The 24,693-nt window shown below is 62.0% G+C and carries 24 protein-coding genes; 12 read left to right on the forward strand and 12 right to left on the reverse strand.

Features of this window, described 5'->3' with window-relative positions:
• Positions 1 to 19: 19 nt before the first annotated feature.
• Both ACLRGI_RS09555 and ACLRGI_RS09560 read right to left on the reverse strand, forming a co-directional pair.
• Positions 20 to 955, reverse strand: coding sequence for a carbohydrate kinase family protein (locus tag ACLRGI_RS09555; protein WP_419201429.1), 936 nt, complete (start codon positions 953 to 955; stop codon positions 20 to 22).
• A gap of 40 nt (positions 956 to 995) precedes the next feature.
• Positions 996 to 1,817, reverse strand: coding sequence for an alpha/beta hydrolase fold domain-containing protein (locus ACLRGI_RS09560; protein WP_419201430.1), 822 nt, complete (start codon positions 1,815 to 1,817; stop codon positions 996 to 998).
• A gap of 110 nt (positions 1,818 to 1,927) precedes the next feature.
• Here ACLRGI_RS09560 and ACLRGI_RS09565 point away from each other — a divergent pair, with 110 nt between their 5' ends.
• Both ACLRGI_RS09565 and ACLRGI_RS09570 read left to right on the forward strand, forming a co-directional pair.
• Positions 1,928 to 3,034, forward strand: a complete 1,107-nt coding sequence (locus ACLRGI_RS09565) for a GTP pyrophosphokinase (protein ID WP_011772837.1) — start codon at positions 1,928 to 1,930, stop codon at positions 3,032 to 3,034.
• A gap of 22 nt (positions 3,035 to 3,056) precedes the next feature.
• Positions 3,057 to 4,553, forward strand: coding sequence for a SulP family inorganic anion transporter (locus tag ACLRGI_RS09570; RefSeq protein WP_419201431.1), 1,497 nt, complete (start codon positions 3,057 to 3,059; stop codon positions 4,551 to 4,553).
• A gap of 27 nt (positions 4,554 to 4,580) precedes the next feature.
• Here the strand turns inward: ACLRGI_RS09570 and ACLRGI_RS09575 are convergent, their stop codons facing one another.
• Positions 4,581 to 5,585, reverse strand: a complete 1,005-nt coding sequence (locus tag ACLRGI_RS09575) for a LacI family DNA-binding transcriptional regulator (RefSeq protein WP_419201432.1) — start codon at positions 5,583 to 5,585, stop codon at positions 4,581 to 4,583.
• A 128-nt stretch (positions 5,586 to 5,713) separates the two neighbouring features.
• Between ACLRGI_RS09575 and ACLRGI_RS09580 the strand changes: the two genes are divergently transcribed.
• Entirely contained in the window at positions 5,714 to 6,967 is a 1,254-nt protein-coding gene (locus tag ACLRGI_RS09580) for a D-arabinono-1,4-lactone oxidase (protein WP_419201433.1), read from the forward strand.
• Positions 6,968 to 7,065: 98 nt separating this feature from the next.
• On the opposite strand, the gene ACLRGI_RS09585 is transcribed toward ACLRGI_RS09580, so the two are convergent.
• From ACLRGI_RS09585 to ACLRGI_RS09600, 4 genes are read right to left on the reverse strand one after another with little or no spacing between them, the layout of a single operon-like run.
• A complete protein-coding gene (locus ACLRGI_RS09585; RefSeq protein WP_419201434.1) occupies positions 7,066 to 8,829 on the reverse strand; it encodes an acetyl/propionyl/methylcrotonyl-CoA carboxylase subunit alpha in 1,764 nt (587 codons plus the stop codon).
• Positions 8,830 to 8,836: 7 nt separating this feature from the next.
• Positions 8,837 to 10,504, reverse strand: a complete 1,668-nt coding sequence (locus ACLRGI_RS09590; RefSeq protein WP_419201435.1) for a 5-oxoprolinase subunit B/C family protein — start codon at positions 10,502 to 10,504, stop codon at positions 8,837 to 8,839.
• Positions 10,505 to 10,510: 6 nt separating this feature from the next.
• Positions 10,511 to 11,860 (reverse strand): MFS transporter, encoded by a 1,350-nt coding sequence (locus tag ACLRGI_RS09595; protein WP_419201436.1) that lies wholly within the window; start codon positions 11,858 to 11,860, stop codon positions 10,511 to 10,513.
• A gap of 48 nt (positions 11,861 to 11,908) precedes the next feature.
• The gene (locus tag ACLRGI_RS09600; RefSeq protein WP_419201437.1) at positions 11,909 to 12,667 is read right to left on the reverse strand and encodes a LamB/YcsF family protein; all 759 of its coding nucleotides are present in this window, start codon (positions 12,665 to 12,667) and stop codon (positions 11,909 to 11,911) included.
• A gap of 109 nt (positions 12,668 to 12,776) precedes the next feature.
• On the opposite strand from ACLRGI_RS09600, the gene ACLRGI_RS09605 reads away from it, so the two are divergent.
• Entirely contained in the window at positions 12,777 to 13,475 is a 699-nt protein-coding gene (locus ACLRGI_RS09605) for a GntR family transcriptional regulator (protein ID WP_419201438.1), read from the forward strand.
• On the opposite strand, the gene ACLRGI_RS09610 is transcribed toward ACLRGI_RS09605, so the two are convergent.
• Complete coding sequence (locus tag ACLRGI_RS09610; protein ID WP_419201439.1) at positions 13,476 to 14,201, reverse strand: LysR family transcriptional regulator substrate-binding protein; 726 nt, start codon at positions 14,199 to 14,201, stop codon at positions 13,476 to 13,478.
• Positions 14,202 to 14,234: 33 nt separating this feature from the next.
• On the opposite strand from ACLRGI_RS09610, the gene ACLRGI_RS09615 reads away from it, so the two are divergent.
• The 6 genes from ACLRGI_RS09615 (at position 14,235) to ACLRGI_RS09640 (ending at position 18,586) form a co-directional block, all read left to right on the forward strand.
• Positions 14,235 to 14,684 carry a DUF5997 family protein gene (locus ACLRGI_RS09615; RefSeq protein WP_419201440.1) on the forward strand — a complete coding sequence of 150 codons (450 nt, stop codon included), beginning with the start codon at positions 14,235 to 14,237 and terminating at the stop codon, positions 14,682 to 14,684.
• 418 nt (positions 14,685 to 15,102) lie between these two features.
• Positions 15,103 to 15,399 carry a hypothetical protein gene (locus tag ACLRGI_RS09620; protein ID WP_419201441.1) on the forward strand — a complete coding sequence of 99 codons (297 nt, stop codon included), beginning with the start codon at positions 15,103 to 15,105 and terminating at the stop codon, positions 15,397 to 15,399.
• Positions 15,400 to 15,438: 39 nt separating this feature from the next.
• On the forward strand, positions 15,439 to 16,836 hold the full coding sequence (locus tag ACLRGI_RS09625) for a hypothetical protein (RefSeq protein WP_419201442.1): 1,398 nt from the start codon (positions 15,439 to 15,441) through the stop codon (positions 16,834 to 16,836).
• Positions 16,833 to 17,471: an ABC transporter ATP-binding protein gene (locus ACLRGI_RS09630; RefSeq protein WP_419201443.1), complete on the forward strand. Its 639-nt coding sequence runs from the start codon at positions 16,833 to 16,835 to the stop codon at positions 17,469 to 17,471. The genes ACLRGI_RS09625 and ACLRGI_RS09630 overlap by 4 nt, the downstream gene beginning before the upstream one ends.
• An 80-nt stretch (positions 17,472 to 17,551) precedes the next feature.
• Positions 17,552 to 18,019, forward strand: coding sequence for a hypothetical protein (locus ACLRGI_RS09635; RefSeq protein ID WP_419201444.1), 468 nt, complete (start codon positions 17,552 to 17,554; stop codon positions 18,017 to 18,019).
• A 3-nt stretch (positions 18,020 to 18,022) separates the two neighbouring features.
• Positions 18,023 to 18,586 (forward strand): hypothetical protein, encoded by a 564-nt coding sequence (locus ACLRGI_RS09640; protein WP_419201445.1) that lies wholly within the window; start codon positions 18,023 to 18,025, stop codon positions 18,584 to 18,586.
• Between the two features lie 18 nt (positions 18,587 to 18,604).
• Here ACLRGI_RS09640 and ACLRGI_RS09645 read toward each other — a convergent pair whose 3' ends face one another.
• Positions 18,605 to 18,985, reverse strand: a complete 381-nt coding sequence (locus ACLRGI_RS09645; RefSeq protein ID WP_419201446.1) for a VOC family protein — start codon at positions 18,983 to 18,985, stop codon at positions 18,605 to 18,607.
• A gap of 156 nt (positions 18,986 to 19,141) precedes the next feature.
• On the opposite strand from ACLRGI_RS09645, the gene ACLRGI_RS09650 reads away from it, so the two are divergent.
• A complete protein-coding gene (locus ACLRGI_RS09650) occupies positions 19,142 to 19,696 on the forward strand; it encodes a hypothetical protein (protein WP_419201447.1) in 555 nt (184 codons plus the stop codon).
• Between the two features lie 21 nt (positions 19,697 to 19,717).
• Here the strand turns inward: ACLRGI_RS09650 and ACLRGI_RS09655 are convergent, their stop codons facing one another.
• The 3 genes from ACLRGI_RS09655 to ACLRGI_RS09665 form a co-directional block, all read right to left on the reverse strand.
• Positions 19,718 to 21,223 (reverse strand): APC family permease, encoded by a 1,506-nt coding sequence (locus tag ACLRGI_RS09655; RefSeq protein ID WP_419201448.1) that lies wholly within the window; start codon positions 21,221 to 21,223, stop codon positions 19,718 to 19,720.
• 24 nt (positions 21,224 to 21,247) lie between these two features.
• Positions 21,248 to 22,135 (reverse strand): universal stress protein, encoded by an 888-nt coding sequence (locus tag ACLRGI_RS09660; protein ID WP_419201449.1) that lies wholly within the window; start codon positions 22,133 to 22,135, stop codon positions 21,248 to 21,250.
• Positions 22,136 to 22,221: 86 nt separating this feature from the next.
• On the reverse strand, positions 22,222 to 23,598 hold the full coding sequence (locus tag ACLRGI_RS09665) for a flavin monoamine oxidase family protein (RefSeq protein ID WP_419201537.1): 1,377 nt from the start codon (positions 23,596 to 23,598) through the stop codon (positions 22,222 to 22,224).
• 106 nt (positions 23,599 to 23,704) lie between these two features.
• Between ACLRGI_RS09665 and ACLRGI_RS09670 the strand changes: the two genes are divergently transcribed.
• Positions 23,705 to 24,421 carry a TetR/AcrR family transcriptional regulator gene (locus ACLRGI_RS09670; RefSeq protein ID WP_419201450.1) on the forward strand — a complete coding sequence of 239 codons (717 nt, stop codon included), beginning with the start codon at positions 23,705 to 23,707 and terminating at the stop codon, positions 24,419 to 24,421.
• Positions 24,422 to 24,693: the final 272 nt, after the last annotated feature.

A 24,693-nucleotide genomic window follows, 5' to 3' on the forward strand; every position in this document is an offset into this window, starting at 1 on the left:
CGGCGTTAGCGACGCGTGCTTACGCGACGCCGTGGTTGAGTTCGGCGCGCGTGGGTGGATTCGCGCCTGCCCGTGACACTGTCACGGCGGCCGCACGTGTTGCGTGGTCCATGATGGCGGCCAGGGTTTCCGCAGGCATCCCCCGGAGATCGCCGCGGTTCTGGGCGCCGTCCAGCCCGTGGTCCACAATGGCGGACAGGAGTCCTGCCATGAACGAATCCCCCGCGCCCACGGTGTCCACCACGTTCACGGACGGCGCTGGAACCTGTGTTTCACCTGACCTGGTGACGCCCCACGGACCACGTGAACCCCGCGTCACCACTACCAAGGCCGGGCCTTCCTCCCCGCCCAAGGACAGCCAGCGGCGTGCGGATTCCACCGGATCAACACCGGGATAAAGCCATTCAAGGTCCTCATCCGAGGCTTTCACCACGTCGGAAAGCACCACGAAGCGCTCGGCCTGTGTTCGCGCGTACTCAACCTCCGTGATGATGCTCGGGCGGCAGTTGGGGTCGAAGCTGATGGTGCTGCTCGGGTGGGCATGCTCGACGGCGGCAAGCACCTCCGCGGCGCCCGGCTCCAGGAAGGTGGCAATGGACCCTGTGTGGAGCAGCGTGGAGCCCTGCAGCATGAGCGGCAACCGGCCCGTGAGCCCGGGCAACTCCCAGGCGAGGTCGAAAGCGTAGGTGGCGGCGCCGTCGTCGTCGATTTGCGCGGTGGCCACGCTGGTTGGCTTCTCGTCGGGCGGAAGCGGAACCATCACCGAGCTCGAACGCAGGTGGGCAGCAACCGAATCGCCGTACGCGTCCCGGCCGTAGCGCCCGATGAACTGCACGGGGTGGTCCAAGCGGGCCAGGCCGACTGCAACGTTGAGCGGGCTGCCTCCAACGTGCGCCTCGATACCCGAGGAGCGTTGAACGACGTCGACCAGGGCCTCACCAATGACTGTCAGCATGGGACCACTCTGCCAGAGGACAGCAGCCCGGGACCAACAATTACGACAGCAGCCGTTGCACCAGTTCGCGACACTTCTTGTAGGCCACGGCTTTGGGGTCGATCAGGTCGAAGTGGTCCCCGGGGACGCGCAGCAATTGGGCAGCACTTCCGGCCGCCGCAGCCGCCGCGACGTAGGCTTCGGACTGGCTCGCAGGAACGTCCTCGTCATCCGTGGCGTGCACGGCATATACGGGGACGTTAATGGGTAACGAGCTCATGGGGTCGGCGTACTTATGCCGTTTGGGGTATCTGGCCGAATCTCCACCCATGAGGTTGCAAACGGCGCCATTGCTGAGGTTCAGCTTCTCCGCCGCCGCAAGGTTCAGGAGGCCCGACTGGCTGACGACGCCCGTCAGGTGAACGGCGTTGTCCTCCGGTCCGCGCTGGAGCTGACGATCGGCGTCGGGCGTTCCAATGGCGGAAAGCCGCTGCCGTCCAGCCGCCCATACGGCGAGATGGCCGCCAGCTGAGTGACCGAGTGCCACCACTTTGCCGAGTTTGAGGTCATGGTCGCCGGCGATATGCGACAAATGGTCGATGCCGGCCAGGATGTCCTCGAAAGTATGGGGCCAGCCACCGCCATTGCCGGCGCGCCGGTATTCAAGGTTCCAAGCGGTAATGCCGTGCGCTGCGAGGTCGCGCGCAAGGGGTTCACCGAGCTCCGCACCGTACTGTGAGCGCCAGTAACCGCCATGGATCACAACGGCGATACCACCGGCAACCGCAGACGCGCCGCGATGATTTCCGTTGGACGGTTCAGGTATGAAGAGTTCGCCCCATTGGCTGGGGTGTTCGCCGTAGCTGTACTTGTGCCGCAACATTGCGCCCTCCTTTGTACTGAGCCTATCGTGACGATTCGGAAGTTTGGCTAGAGGCACCCCGACGGCGGGTGGCTCAGTCCAGTGTCGGACCCGCCCCGTAAGCTGGGGGCATGGCAAGCAATTGGGACAGCCTGGACCAGGCTCAGCGCGACGCAGTGGACGCGAACGTAGCGCTATATGAGCGTGTTCGCCCCGCCCTGAAGCGGGTCACGCGCGATGTTCTGCTGACTTTGCGGGACATGCTTAACGACGCTGAGGTCACTCCTTTGTTTGTCACGGGACGGACCAAAACTGTGGAGTCGTTCCGGGAAAAGATTTCCCGCACAGATGATCCCTTGGAGCCCGGCGGGCCGCGCGTCCTCAAATTCCCGGACCCGTTCCGCACCTTGAACGACATGGTGGGCATCCGCGTCATTACCAAATTGCCTGCAGAAAACGCCGCGGTGGCCAACATCATCAAGCGTCAGCGCCAGCTCTTTGATTGCCGCGGGGACCGAGAGAAGGACATCGGCTCCATTGAGTCAGGAACCTATGGCTATTCCAGCCGCCACCTCATTCTGCGCACCATCCAGAACGAGGCCGTGAAGGAGTACCAGCACGTCTTCAACCCGGACATGCCCGCCAATGGCAGCTACTTCTTCGAGTGCCAGATCCGTACCGTGTTCGCTCACGCCTGGAGCGAGATCGAGCACGACATCCGTTTCAAGGCCGAAGACCCGCGTGCTTGGACACCACATTTCGACCGCCAGTTCACAGCCACCGCGGCCATGCTGGAAACCGTGGAGAGCGCCTTCGCCGATCTTCACGAGCGGTACGAGGAAGTTCGCGGTTACTGGGATCTCGAGGGCGATGGCGGCATGCCGCTGACACCCAACCGGGTCCGCGACGTTTGGCGTACGCTGCTGCCGCACGTTGACCGTAAAGTTGATGACGACTGGGGATGGGCTGCCGAACTACTCGCCGCCCACGGACTCACCAAGACCGTGGAGCTGGCCGGGTTGCTCAGTGCCAACCGGATCACCGAGGTACGCAAGGCCTTGGACCATCGTTACTCCCCCGGCCCCGACCGCCTCCTGGATGACCTCCTGCTGTGGCAGTACGGAACCGAACACATTGATCTCACCGCTGAGGCGCCCGACGTCGTCCCGCACCCGCGGCGCGACAGCCTCCAGCGGCGCCTTAAGCAGATTGAGCGCTACCGCCAGACTGCGCTCTAGGACAACTGCACCCTAAGGACCCATGACTCCCGAGCAACTCATGTCACTGCGGGCGACCTTCCGCTCTCCTCGCCGTCTGCTGACGGAATCCCTCGCGGGACTAGTGGTGGCTTTGGCTTTGATCCCCGAAGCCATCGCGTTCTCGGTAATTGCGGGCGTTGATCCGCGCATCGGGCTCTTCGCGTCCTTCACCATGGGCGTGGTCACTGCTCTTGTTGGCGGGCGCCCCGCCATGATTTCCGCTGCCACCGGGGCTGTGGCCTTGGTGATCGCTCCGGTGATGAAAGAACACGGGCTGGATTATCTGATTGCGACGATCATCCTGGCCGGCGTTTTCCAGATCATCCTGGCCGTCCTCGGCGTCACCAAGCTGATGCGTTTCATCCCGCGGTCAGTGATGATCGGCTTCGTCAACGCCTTGGCCATTCTGGTATTCATGTCCCAGATGCCGGAACTCTTCAATGTGCCGTGGATGGTCTATCCGATTGTCGTTGTGGGTTTGGTGATCGTGTTCGGGCTGCCCCGCATCACCACCGCCATTCCTGCACCGTTGGTGGCAATCGTGGCGATCACCCTCGTGACTGTCCTCGGCAACATTGATGTTCCGACAGTCAGCGACAAGGGTGAACTCCCCGACAGCCTGCCCGGGTTCTTCCTGCCGAACGTTCCCCTGAACCTGGAGACATTCCAGATCATTGCGCCCTTTGCCCTGTCCATGGCACTTGTGGGCCTGCTCGAATCACTGATGACCGCCAAGCTGGTGGATGACATCACGGACACGCGCTCGGACAAGACGCGCGTGTCATGGGGCCAGGGTGCCGCGAATATCGTCACGGGTTTCCTTGGCGGCCTGGGCGGTTGCGCGGTGATCGGGCAGACCATGATCAACGTCAAGGGCTCAGGGGCTCGAAGCCGGCTCTCAACGTTCCTGGCAGGTGTGTTCCTGCTGGTGCTGGTGGTTGCCCTGGGCGATGTTGTGGGCATGATCCCCATGGCCGCTCTTGTGGCAGTGATGATCTTCGTTTCGCTGATCACCTTCGACTGGCACTCCGTCCTGCCGTCCACACTCAAGCGACTCCCCAAATCGGAGACCGCCGTCATGCTGATCACTGTTGCCGCGGTAGTGGCAACGCACAACCTCGCGGTGGGTGTCGGCGTCGGAGTCGTGACCGCCATGGTGCTGTTCGCGCGGCGGGTGGCCCACTTCGCCACGGTCGAGCGGACGGAACTGGAGCTCAACGGCAAGAATGTTGCCACCTATACCGTGGACGGCGAATTGTTCTTTGCTTCATCCAACGATCTGTACACGCAGTTCGACTACGCGAAAGATTCCTCGGAAGGCATAGATCGGGTGATCATCGATCTCCATGGTTCTCACATCTGGGACGCCTCCACGGTGGCAGTGCTCGATTCCGTAACCGAGAAGTACAGGAATCACGGCCGTGAAGTGGAGTTCATCGGCCTCAACGAGGCCAGCATTCGCATGCGCGAGCGGTTGACCGGAAAACTCAACTCCTGACCCAACCGGGTCGCATACAAGCGTCTGCTAGCCCTCCGTAGTACCGCGGCGGTGCAACTTCCACGGAGACGCAACCCGGATGCCCTCAGCAGGAGTGGTTCCTGCCAATCGGTCCAGCAGCATCCGGACAACCTGCTCAAAGATCGGGTCCGGACCAACAGTCGTCAAAGCCGGATCGTAGTCCTGACCCTCGGTGGAATTCCCGACGCCCACAATCTGGACGTCCTCGGGGACGCGGAGACCAAGGCGGTAAGCGGCACGGATCGTTTGCAGCGCTTCCATGTCGTCGGTGCAGAGAATGGCCGTGGGCCTGTCCGGAAGTTGAAGCAATTCGAGGGCGGACTGGTAGGCAGTCGCTGGGCGGTGATGCGAGGTCCTGACCAAAGACTCGTCCAAGGGAATGCCGGCCTTCTCCAGCCCGGCTGCGTAAGCGGCAAAGCGGCTCTTGGGTCTTCCATTCGGGTCGGCCCTCCGGATGCAGGCGATTCTGTGGTGGGAGGCGGTAAGGAATTCCATGCACTCTGCGAGCCCAGCATCCGTCTCGGGAGCAAGGACATCAAATCCAGCTGGCTTCATGGTCCCCGAGATAACCACTTGGGCAACGCCGCGCCGGGCCAGCTCGGTGACTGTTTCATCCTCGGACTTTGCTTCGGGGAAGTAGCCAATGATGACGCCGTCGGCGCCTCCGGACATGGTGAACTTCCGCCAGTCCTCGCCCAGCAGGATCACTGGCTGGTAGCCGTGCTGCGGAAGGATGGTTGCTGCGGCAGTGGCGAGGGCCCTGTCCCACGGCCATTCAAGGTTCCCGATAGCCACGGCAACCACGTCAGTTTTGCCGCGTCGCATGCCCCTGGCGGCCTGGTTGGGCACATAGCCGAGTTCCTTGACGGCCGCCAGAACCCTGTCCTGCGTGGGCTGGCTGATCCGAGTGGTGCCGCCGTGACGACCTGAGAGCACATAGGAGACGGTGGTCAGCGATACGTCCGCTGCCATCGCCACGTCCCGGATGGTGGGCTTGGATCCCTTGCTCACGTTGCGACTCCTGGTAGACAGCGAATTTCTTGAACTCTATCCGCTGCGGGGTTGGACTCCTCTTGACGCAATTAGTTGAGAACGTTAACAATTGCTGGAGTCTACAAATACAAGCGGGAGATCTTTCGATGAAGAACTGGGCAGGAAATCTTGAGTACTCGTCTGCGGATGTTCAGCAGCCCACCTCAGTGGAACAACTGCGCGAGCTTGTAGCTGAGGCGACCCGGATCAAGGCCCTTGGTTCCCGGCACTCCTTCAACACGGTGGCCGACACGGATGGCACCCACATTTTGCTTGATTCGCTCTCCCAGGAAGCGGTGTTGGACACCGCCAGGAGCACCGTTAAGGTCAGTGGCGGCATCAGTTACGGTGCCCTCGGCCGCGCGCTGGAGGAACAAGGCTACGCCATCCACAACCTCGCCTCCCTCCCGCACATCTCCGTCGCAGGAGCGATCCAAACCGGCACTCACGGCAGCGGGGTCAACAATCCCTCCCTGGCTGCCGCCGTCGTCAGTGTTGACCTGGTGCGCGCCTCCGGCGAGCTGGTGACCCTGACAGCGGACGACGACGAATTCCTCGCCAGCGTGGTGGGGCTGGGCGCACTTGGCATTGTCACAGGGCTCGAACTCGCGGTCCGGCCAAGCTATGAAGTGCGGCAGCGGGTGCTTACCAACCTGTCCTGGGAGCGTGCGTTGGCGAACTTCCAGGCCATCGCTTCCAGTGCTTACAGCGTCAGCTTCTTCACCGATTACACCGGCGATGCCATCCCCCAGGTTTGGCTCAAGGCACTGGACACCGAGGCTCCCTTGCCGGACCTGTTCGGGGCAACCGCTGCGACTGCCGCCATGCATCCGTTGCCCGATATGTCCGCCGAGAACTGCACGGAGCAACTGGACGTGGCGGGCAAGTGGCTCGACCGTTTGCCGCATTTCCGCCACGAATTCACGCCAAGCAACGGTGAGGAGCTGCAAAGCGAGTTCCTTCTTCCGCTGGAACACGCACCGGCCGCCCTGCAGGCTGTCCGCGGACTCGCCGACAAGCTCGCTCCGCTCCTGTTCATCTCCGAAATCCGCACCGTGGCCGCTGATGAGTTCTGGCTCAGCCCGTTCTACCAGCAGCAAAGCGTGGCACTGCACTTCACGTGGAAGCCACGGCAGGCCGAGGTAGAAGCGGTGCTCCCCGAGCTCGAGGAAGCCCTGCGACCTTTCGGCGCCCGACCGCACTGGGGCAAGCTCTTCACGCCCGGCCAGTACGACTTCGCCGCACTCTACCCGCGCTTCGACGACTTCCGGGCTTTGGCTCAGGCCAACGACCCCACGGGGAAGTTCCGCAATGGGCTGCTGGACAGCGTACTGGGCCTCTCTGCGGCGACGCACGCCTAGTAAGGTCACGCTCGCCAGGCCGCTATTCCGTCGCCGCCCCGCTATTCCGTTGCTGCCCAGCGACGGAATAGCGGGTTGGCCAAGGGCTACGGCTGCTGCTATTCGATGTGCGCGAGGACGGCGCCAGCTGTGACCACTCCGCCGGGTCCGGACAACACCCCGGAGAGAATACCTGCACGATGCGCGGGAACCTGCGTTTCCATCTTCATGGCTTCAAGGACCACTAACGGGTCACCGGCGGATACCTCGTCACCGGGTTCCGCGAGCCATTTCACCACTGTGCCGGCCATGCTGGAGACGAGGGCGGATTCGGCGGGTGAGTCGCCTGATCCAGTGACAGAACCCGGCGTATCGGTCGATGTAGAAAAGGCCGGAACACCCCGCCCCGAGCGAGCCCAGCCATCCAGGAGGTCCGCGGGAAGTCCTACTGCGAGCCTCTTACCGTTCACATCGATGGTGATGGTGCGCCGATCCCCCTCAGGGGCAACCACGTTGAACTCAGGATCCACAGGGATCTGATCTGCGAAGTCGGTCTCGATCCACCGGGTGTGGACCAGCATTCCCGCCACGGATGTGAAGTCCTCGGATTCCAGGACCGCGCGGTGGAACGGAAGCACGGTTGCAAGACCCGTGATGTTGATTTCGGCCAGTGCACGCCGCGCGCGACGAAGAGCCTGCTGCCGGTCAGCTCCTGTGACGATCAACTTGGCCAGCAGGGAGTCGAACTGGGGCGCAACGAACGAGCCGGACCGGACTCCGGTATCCACGCGGATTCCCGGGCCCGTCGGTGCCTCGAACACGTCTACTGTCCCCGGGGAGGGCAAGAAGCCGCGACCCACATCCTCAGCATTGATTCTGAATTCGAAGGAGTGTCCCCGCGCCACGGGATCTTCCGTGATGCTCAGCGGAAGGCCGGCAGCAATCCGGAACTGCTCCTGCACGAGGTCAATCCCAGCGGTTTCCTCCGTGATGGGGTGCTCAACCTGGAGGCGTGTGTTGACCTCGAGGAAGGCCACGGCTCCGTCGGCAGAGACCAGGAACTCCACGGTCCCGGCACCGTAGTAGCCGGCTTCACGCACAATGGCCTTGGCGCCGTCGTAGATTTGCCGGCGTTGCGTATCACTGAGGAAGGGGGCGGGAGCTTCCTCCACGAGCTTCTGGTGGCGGCGTTGGAGCGAGCAGTCACGAGTGCCCACCACCACGACGTTGCCGAGCTTGTCCGCGATGATCTGCGCTTCCACGTGCCGGGGACGGTCCAGGTACTGCTCCACGAAGCACTCGCCACGGCCAAAGGCAGCCACAGCTTCGCGGACTGCAGAGTCGAACGCTTCTTCCACTTCGGCAAGCTCCCGAACCACCTTCAAACCCCGGCCGCCGCCGCCAAATGCGGCCTTGATGGCAAGCGGGAGCCCGTGTTCCTCCGCGAAGGCCCTGGCTTCCGCAGCAGAAGAGACAGGACCGTCACTACCGGCAACCATCGGAGCACCAGCGCGGACCGCGATTTCACGGGCCGTTATCTTGTTTCCCAGCTGACGAATCGACTCCGGCGAGGGACCGATCCACTCAAGTCCGGCGTCGAGCACTGCTTGGGCGAAGTCCGCGTTCTCGGACAGGAAACCGTACCCGGGGTGAATGGCGTCTGCACCGGACCCGGCAGCAATGGCGAGCAGCTTTCCGATGTTCAAATACGTGTCAGCCGGCGAGTTTCCGCTAAGGCTGAAGGCTTCGTCGGCAGCACCAACATGCATGGCGTCCGCATCAATGTCGGCGTAGACAGCCACCGAAGCAATGTCGGCGTCGTCACAGGCTCGAGCGACACGGACGGCGATTTCGCCGCGGTTCGCGATCAGGACCTTGCGCATCAAATACTCACTTCTCTGGGGTCTTCGTAAACGTCGTGGTGAAGTTTGGGGAATCCGGGACGAGCCGGAAACGGATCTTTCCCCCGATGGGAACCTGCGCGGCGAGATCCAGGTGTTCGTCGCGCACAACGCCGATCACGGGGTACCCGCCGGTGATGGGGTGGTCCGCCAGGAAGAGCACGGGCAGTCCCGCGGGCGGGATCTGGAGGGCACCGGCCATGGTGCCCTCGCTGGGAAGCTCCCCTTCCCGCGTGCGCTTCAGCGGGGTGCCGTCCAACCGCATGCCCACGCGGTTCGACTGCGGAGTGACCAGCCATTCCTGGCTGCAGAGGGAATCCAACGCTTCCGGGTGGAACCAGTCGGCACGCGGTCCGGGAACCACATCGAGCACCGTGACACCCGCGCCCGGGAAGTCCGGCTGCAATTCCGGGCTGCCAACCGCTGTGGAGGCTGTAGCGTCACCCACTGCGAGGACCTGCTTGATGACCAGTGGCTCCGGCCCGATCCCTGACATCGTGTCAGCCGAGCGGCTGCCCAGGACCTCCGGGACATCCACACCGCCACGGATCGCAACATAGTTCCGGAATCCCGCCTCCGGGGCGCCCAAGGTGAGTACTTCACCGTCGAGCAGCGCGAAGGGTGCGGCCATGAGGGCGGTTCGCTTCGCACCCGGCTGGACGTCGACGTCGTCGGACTCCTCAGGCTCAACCCACGACGGCGACTCGATTGTCAGCGTCGTCGGCGCACCTGTCACTGCAATCACTTGGTCACCTACGGCTTCCACCGTGAGCCCACCATTGACGGATTCGATGGCCGCAGCCGAAGGAGCGTTTCCGACCAGCCGGTTGGCACGACGCAGCGATGCCCTATCCAGTGCACCAGCAGCAGGGACACCCAGCGGACCGTAGCCCCGACGGCCGAGGTCCTGGATCAGGCTTTGCGCACCCGGGTTGAGAATCCGAAGGCCGGACTCAACGTGGTGCTCCTTTTCTGGTTCGCGCGCTGCCGAGTCACCAGCGGTAACAACCTCGCGGACGGCCCGGTACTGCACCCGGTCACCTGGCCTGACAAGCGCTGGCTGGGCCCGGTCCAAGTCCCACATCCGGGCCCCGGTCCGGCCAATCAGCTGCCAACCGCCCGGGGAACGGCGCGGGTAGACGGCGGAATACTGGCCACCGAGCGCCACTGATCCAGCGGGAACCGCCGTCCGCGGGGAAGAACGCCGGGGAACGGTAAGGACCTCGTTTTGACCCACCATGTAGCCGAAACCGGGTGCGAAACCAGCAAAGGCTACGGTCCAGATCTGCCCGGTGTGGGCAGCTACGACCCCCTCCACGCTCAGCCCGGTGAGTTCCGCGACATCGGCGAGGTCATCGCCGTCGTACACGGTGTCGATCACCACCAGTCCGGAATCAGTAACCTCCGGTGCGGTTAACTCCAATTCCAGGAGCCGCAACCCGATTGCCCGCGTGGCAGCAGCTGACTCGCCTACCAGCATGACCGTTTCCGCCGCTGCAAGGACGTCCACCTGGCCCGGCAGCGGGGACTTGTTGAGCATGTCCTGCAGGGCGAGGACGTCCTGCAGCCCGTCCAGTTCGGCCAGAACGGCACGGGTGCCGACGGGCCTGACTGAGCGAACCCTTTTGGCGGTGGTCGTTTGCATCACGGATTCCATTGTTCGTTACGACGCCGGTTGAGCGTGCGTTCCTTGCATTAGCCGGACGTCTTCTTCCGGCTTGGGGTCGCGTCCGAGGAGCATTCCCACGATCGTGACAACAGCTGCGACGAGAATGTAAACCGCGATCAGGTACCAGCCACCGCCAGCAGCACCGTAGAGCGCCGTGAAGATGATGGGGGCAACGGCTCCACCAATCACACCGGCTAACGTGTAGGCCAGCGAGCTGCCGGCATAGCGGAGCCGGGCCGGGAACTGCTCAGTGATGAAGGCAGCCTGCGGGCCATACATGAAGGCGTGCAATGCCAGGCCGATGACGGTGCCGACAGTCAGCATGGCTACCGACTTGCCCTGGATCATCAGGAAGAACGGCGGAATGTACGCGGCGGTTGCTGCTGCCGCGATTCCGTAAACCCAACGACGGTTGAAGCGGTCCGTCAGTGCACCGGCTGCCGGAATCAGGAAGAGCTGGAAGGCGGAGCCAATCAAGATCGCGGACAGTACATTGCCCGTTGTCATGCCCAGTTCTTTGGTGGCGTACACGGCAACGAAGACCGTAAACAGCGCGTAGAGGATGTCCGGGCATACACGGGAGAGCGCTGCGGCCACCAAGGCCTTGGGCTGGGTGGTGAAGACTTCCTTGATGGGAGCCTTGGGGCGATCACCGTGGGCCTGAATTGCCTTGAAGACAGGGGTTTCTTCAAGCTTGAGTCGGATGATCAAGCCGAACACCACCAAGAGTGCGGAGGCAAGGAAGGCTACGCGCCAGCCCCAGGAGAGGAAGGCCTCTTCACTGAGGGAAGCGGCAAGAATAGCCAGAACGCCATTGGCCATAAGGTTGCCGGCAGGCGGGCCGATCTGGGCCGCCGAGGACCAGAAGCCACGCTTGTTGGGGTCACCGAATTCGCTGGACAGCAGCACTGCACCGCCCCACTCACCGCCAACGCCGATGCCCTGCGCCAAACGCAGCAGCACAAGAATGGTGGGGGCTGCGACGCCAATGACTGAGTAATCAGGCAGTGCACCGATGAGGACCGTAGCCACGCCGATCAGAACGAGCGTGAACACCAGAACGTACTTGCGGCCGATCTTGTCGCCCAGACGGCCAAAGATGACGCCACCAATTGGTCGGGCCAAGTAGCCAACAGCGAAGGCTGAGAAGGAAAGAAGCAAGGCGACAAATTCGTCGTTGCCCGGGAAGAAAATCTTGGGGAACACGAGGGCCGAGGCCACCGAATAGATAGCGAAGTCGTAGTACTCAAGCGATGTGCCGGTAAGGCTGGCCACATACGCCTTGATGGCACCGGGCGGTGGCTTCCTTGTCACTGCCTTGGCTGCATTGTTGGTGCTGGTCATGATCTTCTCCGGGGGATGAGAGGTGTTTTGCGGAGCGCCCGGGGCGGGCTAGAGGAACGAGCCGATGTTGACGCCAGCGTCGCTCAGGACAGACTTCACAGCGGTGGCCATTGCAACGGCTCCCGGTGAGTCACCATGCACGCAGATACTCTCTGCGCGGATTTTCAGGATGGAACCGTCAATGGCCCTGACGGATTGTTCAGTGGCCATTCGCAGGACGCGCTCTGCCACTTCGGCGGGATCACTCAGCACGGCCCCTGTTTGGGAGCGTGAGACGAGCGTTCCGTCCGGGTTATAGGCGCGGTCCGCGAAAGCTTCGGAAACGGCACGAAGGCCCGCTTTGTCAGCCAGACGCAGTACTTCAGAGCCGGGGAGTCCAAGAATCGGAAGGTTGGGGTCAACCGATTTCACGGCGTCAACAACAGCACTGGCCTGGGCCGTGTGCTTGACGATCGCGTTGTAGAGGCCGCCGTGGGGCTTCACATACCGGACACTGGCTCCGGTGGTGGCCGCCAGCGCCTGCAGCGCACCGATCTGATAAACCACGTCATCGGCCAGTTCCTTGGGATCGATGTCCATGAAGCGGCGGCCGAATCCAGCGAGATCGCGGTAGCCAATGTGGGCGCCAATTACGACGCCGGCCTTCACCGCCTTTTCGCAGGTGCTCCGAATGATGCTGGGGTCTCCAGCGTGGAATCCGCAGGCAACGTTGGCGCTGGAGACAGACTCGAACATGGCTGCATCATCGCCGAGTGTCCAGCGCCCGAAGGATTCTCCGACGTCGCTGTTCATATCGATGATTGCCATGATGTGATCCCTGCCTCGTGATGTGCGTTACATCAAGAATGCACCAAACTGCTGGATTGTTCAACAATCCAGCGATCCTGCTTTTCGGCAATCGTGTAATTTTGGTGTCATGGCCAGTGCAGATCAGGAACTTAGCGGCAAAACTGGCCTTGATAGCGCCCGGGCACGGGTTCGCATGAAGGTTCCCTCCGTTGCCGAGCGAGTCGCCGAAGAACTGCGTTACCAACTGGCTGAAGGATTTCTGGTCCCGGGAGCCAAGCTGACGGAGGCCACTATTGCCGAGGATCTGGGTGTCTCCAGGAATACGGTCCGGGAAGCGTTCGCCGAACTTGCTGGCGAGCGGCTACTTCTCCGCCAGCCAAACAAGGGCGTCTTCGTAGCCACCCTTGAAGCAGGGGACATCCACGACGTTTACACGGTTCGCCGCGCGATCGAGGTCAGCTCGATTCGCGCTGGTGGTTCACCGGAACGTATCGCCGCCGTCAGGGCCGCCGTCGAGGAGGGCAAACGCGCAGCCGACGCCGACGACAATGAAGGTTTGGGCAGCGCCAACCAGCATTTCCACGGCGCGATCGTTGCCCTCGCCGAGAGCAACCGACTGAACACGATCATGGCGCAGATCCTGGCCGAGATGCGGCTGTATTTCCATAAGGCCACCATGAACTCGCACTTCTACAGCGATTGGCTGAAGGAAAATGAGCACATTTGTTCCGCGTTGGAAGCGGGCGAGCTGGAGCGGGCCGGCGACCTGCTCCTCGCCTACCTCAACCGTTCAGAGCAGCAGCAAACCGCCATCCACGGCGCGTAGCTAGCGCTTGCCCTTCTTGCGCGAGCCCTTGCCGCGGCCCTTGTCCGGATTCGGGGCATAGCGCTGCGCCACCGCGGGCTTCTTCGGGCCTCCGCCACGACGGTCCGGCTTGGGTGCCTTCTTCGGCTTTTCCTGCTGGGCTGAAGGCTGGCGCGAGCTCTGCGCCGTCCGCCCGCGTACGATCCCTATGAACTCTTCGATCACAGGGCTGTCAGTACCCACCAGCCAAGCCAAACCAATCTGCGTACCGGGAGCACCGGTCAGGCGACGCATCACGGTGTCTTTAACATTGAGGTGACGCGCCACGGACATGGGCAGAATTGCCAGCCCGGCGCCGGAGGCAACTACTTGGAGGGCCATGTCCGGCCCGCCCATCTCATCAATATCCAGGAAATTTTCCTCGGCGAGGTCGTCCAGCGCGACTTCCTCAAACACCGAGATCTCATGACCCTTGGGGGCAACCACTACAGGCTGCTCTTCATAGAGGGGGATGACGTTCAGGCCTTCGCGGTCCACGGGCAAGCGAACAAAGCTGAGGTCGGCGGAACCATCACGCAATACTGAAACCTGAGCGGCGTCGTCGGACATGAACGCATGCAACGGGAAGTTGGGCATCCGCTCTTCCCACCGCCGGATCCATTTACCAGGAGTAACACCCGCAACATAGGCGAAGCGGAGCCCGGCTAGGGGTTCTGTTGTTTCGGCGGAATCTTCAGCGTCTGGCACACACTCACAGTACCGGCCAGATACCCTTGAAGCATGACGTCCTCGAACTCCCAGTCCATGAAGCCGGCAACAGTTGCCAAGAAACTCGGTATCTACCTGCCCGCGACACCCCAGGAGTTCCAGGATTCGTCCATCTCCCGCGAAGAATTCGCAGAACTTCAGGCCAACCCGCCGGAGTGGCTCGCTGAACTGCGCCGCAACGGCCCGCACCCGCGCCCCGTAGTTGCGCAGAAGCTCAACATCTCCATCAGCGGCTTGGCACGCGGTGGCGTTGAGGATGCGCTCACGACGTCGGAAATTACCGAGCTGCTGCAGGCTCCACCGCAGTGGCTGGTGACCGAGCGCGCAACACACGCAGCTGTGCGCTCCGAGGCGCAGCGGGTCAAGGACGAAGCAGCCAAGAAGGCTGCCACCAAGGAAGCCCGGGACAATGCCGCTGCAAAGCGCGACGCTCCGAAGACCTCCAAGCGCGACCACGCGTAGCTTTCACTGGGTTGTGGCCGGGACCAAGGTCCCGGCCACAGCTGTTTAAGGCACCTTTACGCCCGGGAGCGGGCACGACTATGCCACAACAGCCGTCAATAGGCCGGGACGCAGGGTGCGGCAAAAGTTGAATAGATCTTGATGCGGTTCTGGAGCATTGCTCGAATCCATAATTCCTGCCGTGCGCGGCAGACATAACTCATCATTGACTCCCCCAAGTCGATCACGTTGTTTGTACAACAGTTGTGATCCTAGCCCAGAGAAGCTTCCAGTGTGGGCAGATTTATTGACTTGACTTATCGAGTTCCATGGGGAACGCTCAATCTTGGTTATTTGAGGTCCGGAATGCATGCAGTCTCAAATAGCATATTTCCATCAATTGTGCGGCTTCCTAAAGTCGCTTTATGAAAGGTGAATCATGTCAGCTATTGTTGATGGCGGAAAGCGTTCCGCTGGCATCAACGCGGCCAAGGTTGCGAAAATTGGAGGCGTCACCTTGGCCCTCTTTGCCACTATGTCCGTCGCTTTCCAGGCGGTAGCAACGCTGGGCATTTCGTCCGGCCTTGCCACCAACCTGTACTTTGCCCTGAATGCACTCTCGTGGGCAGCTGCTGCGGCTGCCGTTGTGGCGTCGTTCGGCATTGGAACTGCTGTGGCAGGACTCGTGTTCGGCCTGGCCAAGAAGTGGGCCTTGAAGCAGTTTGTTGCTTGGTAAACCGCTGAATCAACCGCTCTAGCCTCAGGGAGGGCTGCAATGACATCACCCAGCGCCGCTCAGCGACGCCCGCGTGCCGGCACTGCGGCCCTCTCTGGGTGCCAAGCCACCTTTACGAACGACTTTCGACGCCGATCGCACCGCTTCCGGGACCTCATGGGCAGCCTGGGGTTCACGGTTCATGCCCGGGCAGTCACTGCGCTCCTGTCCATCGGACAGGTTCTGTTGCTGGTGGTCATCGGCTATGGATTGCTCTGGAGTCCTCCCCGGGAGGGGCTCGCCCAAGTGGGCGTACCCCTTGAAAGTCCGGACATCGTCGCGATCGTTGGCGCATTCCTGGCGGTGGCACTTCTTCAAGCCAGGCGCAGGTTCAAGCGCTCCCACCTAGCGTGGAACACGGTGTCGCGCACACTGGAAGTTGGAATGCGCGCCGGTTTGGTCTTGCTGGACCTTGGCCTTGCGGGGATGCTCGTTGTACAGAACCTACGTTGGCATGAGCCGGGCAACATTCTCGTGACCTTCTCACTCCTTATTGCCTCCGTACTCGCTGTGACCCCAATGAGGGTTTCACTGGTTCGATCTCTCACAACTGCGGTGTTGATCAGCGGAATCAGCGGCATTGTGGTGGTGCTCCTGGAAGCACCGTGGCTCCGGGCAGCGGGCGAACTTGGGGCTGCCGGGATTTCCCAGCTACCCATCATCATCACAGGCACCTTCCTGGTCGCCGCACTAACACCCGTTGCTTATAAAGCGACCGCCCTTCCCCAGGCCATGAAGAGCCGGGGCCTACTCTTGGATTTGGCGTTGAAGGCTGGAACCATATTCCTGCTTGCCGGCACTGGCTTTGCCATTGCCCAAGTGACACCGTGGCCTTGGGTGGCACCCTATGTCTCACTTGCAGTCTTTTTCCTGGGAATTGTTCTCTATCGATCTGCATTTGCGCGGATTTCATCCCCTGAGGCGTTGGGATTTTCTCTTTTTCTCCTGCGACTCAGCAAACGACACGTGAAGCCGCTGGTTCTTCACAGCATTTTGTCCGCCTGTGTTCTTGTCGCACCACTAACATTGACAATGTCCGGCATGCTGCTTCTGAACAGACAGCCCTTGGTGGCCCTTTTATTGATTTCACTTGTTCTCCTGGAAGTCAGCATTGATGCATTGGTGATACAACGACGCACTGCTGTTTTGCCAGCCAGCCACATTCGAAAACTGGCACAGAAGTCCAAGAGCGGCATAGGGGCTGCTCTTTGCGCCGGTGTGGCGGTTATCTTCTCTGGAATCCTGGGGACCTCGTCAACCCAATCCGCGGACAGCCCGTGGCTCGCTTTGATCGCAGCTGCCTTCGTCCTTGTCGCTGTCCTTCTGACCAGCCTTGTTTTCACCGACGCACCAGCTTGGCTGCGCGACCTTTCTGCTACAGACACGGAGGATGCATGAAATCCCTTGCCAGCGTGGACCATGCTTTCGGAGACCACGTCATCTTCGATGGGACCTCCATTCAACTTCCGGAACTGGGCGTGGTTGCCCTCCGTGGACCCAACGGCTGCGGAAAGACCACCCTCCTCAAACTTTTGGGTGGGGTAATTGGAAGCTCCTGCCTTGACGTTGACCGATGGCGAAAAGAATTCGTAGCCGTCTATTTGGACATGGAATACCTGACGCTTGACTATCTTTCAGTGGGCGAGTTCCTGAGGATGCTCCGCCCGCTCACTGGCTCGTTGACAGCAACCAGCAATGAGACCCGCTCAGGTGGGCCGGGGACCGGGGAAGGCCTCCTCCTGACGGAACAGATGGTGGGAACCAAAGTTGGAGACTTGTCCCTGGGACAGCGGCAACGCTTGATCCTGACCGTAGCGTTGACACTCAAGAATGTGGACGTCCTACTTCTGGACGAACCGCTGAATGGTCTTGACCGGAATGCTGCGGCGGTAGCCCGCGAGGCTATCTTGAGGGCCGGGCAACACCAATTGATCATTGTGGCCACTCACGAGGACGAGCATTGGACCGACTTTGACCTTGAGGTTCGCAGCGGCTTCGCAGTCGAGCTGAGTCAGGCCGGGGCCCGGCGTTGAGCACTGTCAGTTCCCATGCCGCGTCCATCTCAATGAGAACCTCAGCCAGGTGGTGGCGTTACCGGTTCCCGCATCTGGGCATGGACCTGCTAAAAATCACAGTGGCCATAGCTTGCGGTATCGGCTTTGCTTCCCTTTTTACCTGGGGGAACGGAACCGACGTCGCGTCCATCAGTGCATCAGGAATCCTTGTGCACAACGCCTCGTTAGCTCTGCTGGCGCTGTTCCTGACCCACTACGGAGCCACCGTCATGATGGTCCTCAACGGTTTCTGGCTGGGGATGGGCTTGGTTGCGAGCGTGGCCGCCGTCGGCCTTCCACAGACTCTTGCGCTGACAGTGGTCCATATCCCCCTTGAAGTTATCGCGTGGGGACTCACTATCCAGGGCGCCCGGTTGGTCTGGCCGCTAATTCTGGGAAGTGGACGAAAGCGCCACAGTTGGCGTCATGCTGCCCGCCACTTAAAGGGCGTCCTTGCGGCACCCCTTGTTTTTTATATCTTGGCCGCCCTTGCCGAATGGGCAGAACATGCACTCCTTGAAAGGTAAGTAATGACCCCCGCTTTCCCCTCGACGTCCAACCGATCCGCTACGGAGACCCCGCCGAAAATCAACCCGGTCTGGATCATCTGCCTGCTGCTCGCCTACACCGCAGCAACCCAGTACGCGGTGGCATCAGGAATCGACCGATTGGTGGCGGACAACGCCGAGTACAACCAGTTCTCCAGCCAGGAAGTTCTGGTGACCTTCCTCCGCGTTGGCGTGGTGGTTTGGAGTTTCCTGGCCTCGTTCCTGCAGGCTTTGGTCCTCCGGCTGGTTTACAGGGGAATCGTGCGGGGGCAGTCCCCCACACTGAGGACGAGTTGGTTCTGGGTCCTTCTCGGCCAAATCCCGTTCATGCTGACGGTGCTTGTCATGGGATTGTTTATGCAGCCTGAAGCGCTCGGAGTCCTGGGCCAAGCCTGGATCCGGATTCTCTTCGGTGCCGTTGCTGCCGCGATCTACATAGCCCTGGCGAAGAAGGCCTTTGCAGCTGCCAATTCCCGCCTGGCCATCCTCTTTGTCATCATCACGGTGGTCAATTCAGTACTGCTGGTTTCCACAGCCACGGCCTAGCAGGATGGCCCGCCGGGACTAGTCCTGGTGGAGCTGGATGAAGTTGCCGCACCCGTCATCGAAGACCGCGCTGACGCCGGACGGATCCTCGGACGGCTCGCCTTGGAACGTCACGCCGGCGGCAAGCAACCGTTCATACTCGGCCTGCACATCCGGAACGCCGAACGTGATGGCTGCCAGGCCGGAATCGTGCAGGGCGTTCATGTAGTTCGAGGCGATGGGGTTGTCGCTGGGTTCCAGCAGGAGGCCCACGGAACTGTTGTCCGCACCGGGATCCTTGATGATGAAGAGGTTGTACTCGGGCATGGCCATCAGGGTCTCGAAGCCCAAGGTCTCTGTGTAGAAGACGTGGGCGGCCGCTGGGTCCTTGACGTGGATGCTGCACATTTTCAGTCTCATGGTGCCTAGGCTACCTCCCGGGTCCGACAGAAGGACCCCACGTCCAATTGCCCGTCGGGACCGGATTGCCGTCGGCATCCAATTGCCCCTCGCGCCCGGACAGGCGCTGCCGCATACTGAATTCAAAGCAGCGTGATGTCGCCTGGAGGTGGTCCGATGCCCGCATTGATGCTCCTGTGGGGTGTAGCCCTGGTTCTCGCAGCCGCAGCAACCACGTACGCCGTGCACCGAAAACTGGCCTACGGCCCAGGCACGGAGCCGGATGGGATCTTCTGGGATCTGTTCGGGGGCTCGATTGTGATTGCGCCGGCCATCCTCGTACCCGCGGTGCAGTGGCCGCCGGCCGGACTTGTCATGGTTTTCCTGGGCATCGTCACAGCGGCAGCCACCGTGGCAAGCATCCGGAAAGTGGAGCGGATCCACGCAGCCGAGCCCCGCCGTCGTGCGGGTTTTGCCGCCGACGCTGCCCGCCACGAGTACATCCTGGCGCAGTGGAGCCGTTATGAGCTGGATCCCGCCCAAACCATCGACTTTCCGGCCATGACGGATGTCCGGACTACCGAAACGGCGGCCTTGACTCGTGCCATGCGGGAGGCCGAGTACTGCAAAGTGACGGCCTGGACCGACTACCGCGCCGCCGTCGAGCGTCTCGCCCAAGCGCTGACCGACGCCGAACGCGCAGCAGGGGTCCCCACACCCTCGCCGAGATGACAGGTCGGCGGGAGAAAAGTCCTAGAGGACCTTGCCCTTGAAGAACTCGGGACGCAGCCGGTACATCACCAGCATGATCACTACCCCGAGCAGGATCACGCCCATTCCCAGGACGAACACCAGCCCCACGCCGCCTACGGACGAGCCCGAGCCGTATTCCGGATCCATCGAGTCCATGGCCGTTTTCACGAACATGACCAGCAGGATGACACCGCCCACCAAAGGCGCCAGGAACTTGAAGAAGAACGCTCGCGCGCCACGGAATGCCTCTGCACGGAAGAACCAAACGCAGGCCAGCGCCGTGATGCCGTAGTAGAAGCAGATCATCATGCCCAGGGCTGTGATGGTGTCCCACAACGCGTTCTCGGACACCGTCCGGGTAATCACATAGAACGCGGCAGCTGCAATCGCGGCCGCGATCGTGGCGAAACTTGGCGATTTGAACGTGGGGCTGATCTTGCCGAACTTAGGCGAGATGGCGCGGTAGTGGCCCATGGCCAACATGGTGCGGGCAGGGGAAACGAACGTGGACTGCAAGGATGCGGCCGAGCTGCTCAGGATGGCGAGCGACATCAGGATGGCGAACGGACCCATCACCGGACCTGCCAGGACGGCGAAGATGCTGGACTGGTTTTCCGGGTTCCCGGCACCCAGCCCGGTCTCACCGACGCCGGCGAAGGACAGCGTGGCCAACGCGACGGTCATGTAGATGATCACGATGACCAGCACCGTGATGGTGGCTGCACGGCCCGGGGTTTTCTCCGGATTCTTGGTTTCCTCGTTCATGGTGAGGGTGACGTCCCAGCCCCAGTAAATGAAGATCGAGAGTGACACGCCAGCGGCGAAGGACGAGAAGGAATCCACGGCGAACGGGTTGAACCAGTCCGGCGAAATGGCTGTGGCATCGAAGGCCGTTCCGTTGGCCACGTGGGCGAACGCAGAAACCGCAAACCAGCCCAGGACCAGCAACTGGAAGGCCACCAGCACGTACTGGACGCCTTTGGTGGTCTCCATGCCGCGGTAGGAAATCCAACAAGCCAAGGCGATAAACACCAGCGTTGTGGCGATGTTCAGGGGCAGGATCTTGCTGAGCTCCCCCAGTTCCGGGTTACTGAAAATCTGCGCCAGCATCAGGTAGAAGAAGTCGACGGCCACTGCCGCAAGGTTGGACAACACAATGATCGTTGCTGCGATCAGCCCCCACCCACCCATCCAGCCGATCCACGGACCAAAGGCGCGCGTCGCCCACGTGAAGGAAGTACCGGCGTCGGGCATGGCATTATTCAGTTCCCGGTAGCCGAGGGCCACCAGCAGCATGGGGATGAAGCCCACCAGGAAGATGGCGGGCAGGTGCACGCCAACCTCGGAGACGGTGGGGCCCAAGGCCGCTGTGAGCGTGTACGCGGGCGCGATGCAGGAAACACCAATCACGACGGCGCCGATCAGGCCCACCGATCCGGCTTTCAGCCCCTTCTCACTCAGGGTTGACGTTTCTTTCGACTGGACCGTCTTTGGTGCAGTTGACATGGGTTTTTGCCTCTCAGGCGATTGCTAGGCGCTTTGGCGCGTGTAGTCGCGGGGGACCACGATCATGGGAACAGGGAGGGCACGCAGGATCCGGTTCGCGGTGCTGCCCAGGAAAGTGGCCCGGTGCTGGGCCAAGCGGCTGGAACCGATCAGCAGGATTTCGCCGTCTTCCCAGTCGAGTCGGTCAACGGCTTCTTCGATGGTGCGGCCTTGGGCTACTACGATCTCAGGTTCGGGGACAGCGGCATCAAGCGCGCCGGCGGAACTCCCGCCAGCGGAACTTCCGACGGCGGCAAGCCGGTCGGCCGCGTGCATCCAGGCGGCGTCGGCCAACCCGGGCGAGTTACCGCCGTCGAGCGCCAACAGGGAGACGAGCCGAAGCGGCAGGCCACGATCAATCGCGGACTCAACAGCGACGTCGAGCAGCTCGTCGGCCCCGGGACGGGTTCCGAAACCGCAGCTCAACCGTGTGATCGGCTCGGTGCGGTGATATCCATGAGGTGCCAAAGCGACCGGAACCGGCGACGAATGAAGCAGTGAACCGGCGACGGAGCCGATGGTGAAGCGCTTGAACAAGCCACCATTCGTGGCACCGATAACCAGCGCTGCCGCGTCCATCTCCACTGCGGCGTCGATCAGCATTTGGGCTTCGGAGTCACCGCGGCGGATGTGGGCTCGGGCTGTAACGTCTGCCGGAACCAGCGCGAGGCCTTCGTCCAGCCAGCGCTGCGCCTGCTCGTTAAGAATGTCGTCGTAACCGGTCTCCGGAGGGTAGACGGCGTTGAAGGGGGAATCTTCCGGGATCACCAGGACCAGGTCCAGGCTGACATCGTGGTTCCTGGCCAGCGCAACGGCAAGGTGAACGGCGTCGTGCCCCCTCGCGTTGGCGGTGTAGCCCACTACGTAGCGCATGGTGGTCCCTTTCTTGTCTTAAACAGTGGAGCCGGCAGGCCGGGGAATGGTGCTCCCCCGGCCTGCCGGTTTTGGTGCTGAATGCCTTAGGCGACCGGTACCGCGGCCAGTTTGTTGGCCTCGACGATGCGGGCGGCAGTTGCCTGGCCCATACGGACGGCGCCATCCACGTGCTGGTAGCCCTCTGCGGCGAGGTCGGACGAAGACCAGTAAATGGGTCCGACGTTCGCGTGCTGATCCTTGCCGTAGCGGTGCAGCCCACCGAGGTCATAGCTGGAAGCGTATGCGCCGCGGGTCCATTCTTCAGAGCCCCAGTCGGATTCGTAATAGACCTCGGGTGTGAGCGCCTTATCGCCAAGGAAGCCGGCGATGGATTCGAGGATGGCCTTCTTGCGGTCTTCGGCGCTGAGCTCGAACACGGCGTCGGCCTTTTCGTCGGAAACGAAGCCCACCAGGGTGCCGCGGGAATCTCCGTGGTTGGTGTTGTCATAAACCTCTTGGACCAGCGCGCCGGCGCTGAAGCCCGTTCCGGAGAGTCCTTCTTCGCGCCAGAAGGGCGTGTCGTAGACAGCGTGGACCTTGATGACCAGGCCCAGCGACTGGTGCTGGTGCATCTGGTGCTGGCGGCGCGGCAGCGGCGGCTCGAACGAGACGCGCGAGTAGAGGTTCGGTGGTACTGCCATGATCACGTAACGCGCATTGACGGTTGCCTGCTCCGACACGACGGTCACGTTGTTGTCGTCCCACTTGATGGTGCGGACCGGACTGTTAAGCACGACGTCGTCACCCAGCTCTGCTGCCTGCAGCAGCGAAACCTGCTGCATGCCACCGATGACGCGCTTGTCCAGGATGAAGTCTTCGTCGGTCAGGTGGCTGAAGGAACCGGCCGAGGCGGCCATGAGGACGGCCTGCAGTGCGGAGAACGCGTGTGCGGGCTTGGTGAGCATTCCACCGGCAATGAAGAGGCCGATGTTGTTGCAGGCTTCTTCATCATTGGAGTTCCGGCGGAGCCAGTGGTGGAAGGAGATGGTGTCCAGCTCGCGCGCCTTGGGGTGTGCCCAGGGCTCGGTGGGGCCGATCTCGGCGGCGAGGCCGTCCAGGATGGCAACAAGCTTGTCCATCTCGGCCTTGGTGTTTTCGTTCACGGGGAACGTGTCACCGGTGTACTGGGTGCGTTTGCCGTCGGCGCCGATGTAGACGGACTCGCCCTCGCGGTATCGCGAGTACATTTTCAGTCCGAGCTCGTCCAGCAGCTCCATGAGTACCGTCTGGTCGGGGGATACCCACTGGCCGCCGATTTCCAGCATGGCGCCGTCAATGGTGTCGGTCCAGGTTCGGCCGCCCACGCGGTCGCGTGCTTCGAGCACTGCAACGCTGAGCCCGGCCTTCTTCAATTCGCGCGCGGCCGTCAACCCTGACGGCCCGGCGCCGACGATCACAACGTCGCGATCAAGATTCTGCATGTTGTCCTCTCCGTGGCCGTCCGTGGTGGCTGACCAATAAATGAATGCCATTCATTTATCTCCATAGTAGCGTTGGAGGCGCCCAGTGTGAAGGCCCGATGGAATAATGCTGGGGACACAGGCAGCAGAAAGGCCTCCGATGCCCGCACCAACGCCCGCTCCTTCCGCCCTCCCGGCCGGCTCGGTACGCCGCCGCGCCGGTCGGCCGACAGCGGCGATCCTGGACCAGGACGGCATTACGACGGCGGCGCTTGAATTGATCAGCAGCAAAGGTTACAACGGGCTCACCATGGCGGCCCTGGCGCGCTCCCTCGGCGTCGCGCCTTCTGCCCTGTACAACCACGTAGCCTCCAAGGATGACGTGTTGCTGCTGGTGGAAGACCACCTCGCGGCGATGGTGGATGTCTCCGCCTTCGGGGTGGAACCATGGGATGTTGCCGTGCGTCGCTGGGCATGGTCCTACCGCGACGTGTTCTCGGAGCATACGCCGCTGATCCCCGTGATTGCAGTGCTTCCCGTGGCTAATGCGCCCAAAACCTTGGCTATGTACGAGGCCGTGACCGCCGGCTTCCGCGACGCCGGGTTCCCGGAGGAGAAGATCATCTCAGCGATCGTGGCACTTGAGGCCTTTGTCTTCGGCGCCGCTTACGACGTCACGGCGCCTGAAGACATCTTCGACGCCGGCAGCCTCGCCGAGCAGGTCCCCAACTTCACGGCAGCCGTGGACCGGCTGGCTTTGGAGAAGCACCCGCGGCCCACCGACGTCGCCTTCAGCTTGGGGCTTGAGGCGCTGATTACGGGGTTCGGCGCGCTGCGGGGGTAGTTTTCGCCCCAGCGACCTGAGTCAGCTTGCCTTTCTGGGCCTTGACTGTCACAACGACTCGGATCTCAACCGTCACCGAAAAGTAGTGGGGACCATAGCCGTCCCCACAGTAGACCTAGATCGATCGCAAGCACCGAGCGCAGTTTCCTTCTCGAACTTTTATCTATGTGTCTTTGGACCTAGGGATTTTCGCGCCGCCCCATCTTGCTGGGGAGAAGCAATGCCGCGCACCCTGCCAACTGATGTTCTCGTCGTGCGATTCCGTAGAGCTT

The sequence above is a fragment of the Paenarthrobacter sp. PPS72 genome (assembly GCF_048537125.1).
Taxonomy (GTDB): domain Bacteria; phylum Actinomycetota; class Actinomycetes; order Actinomycetales; family Micrococcaceae; genus Arthrobacter; species Arthrobacter nitroguajacolicus_E.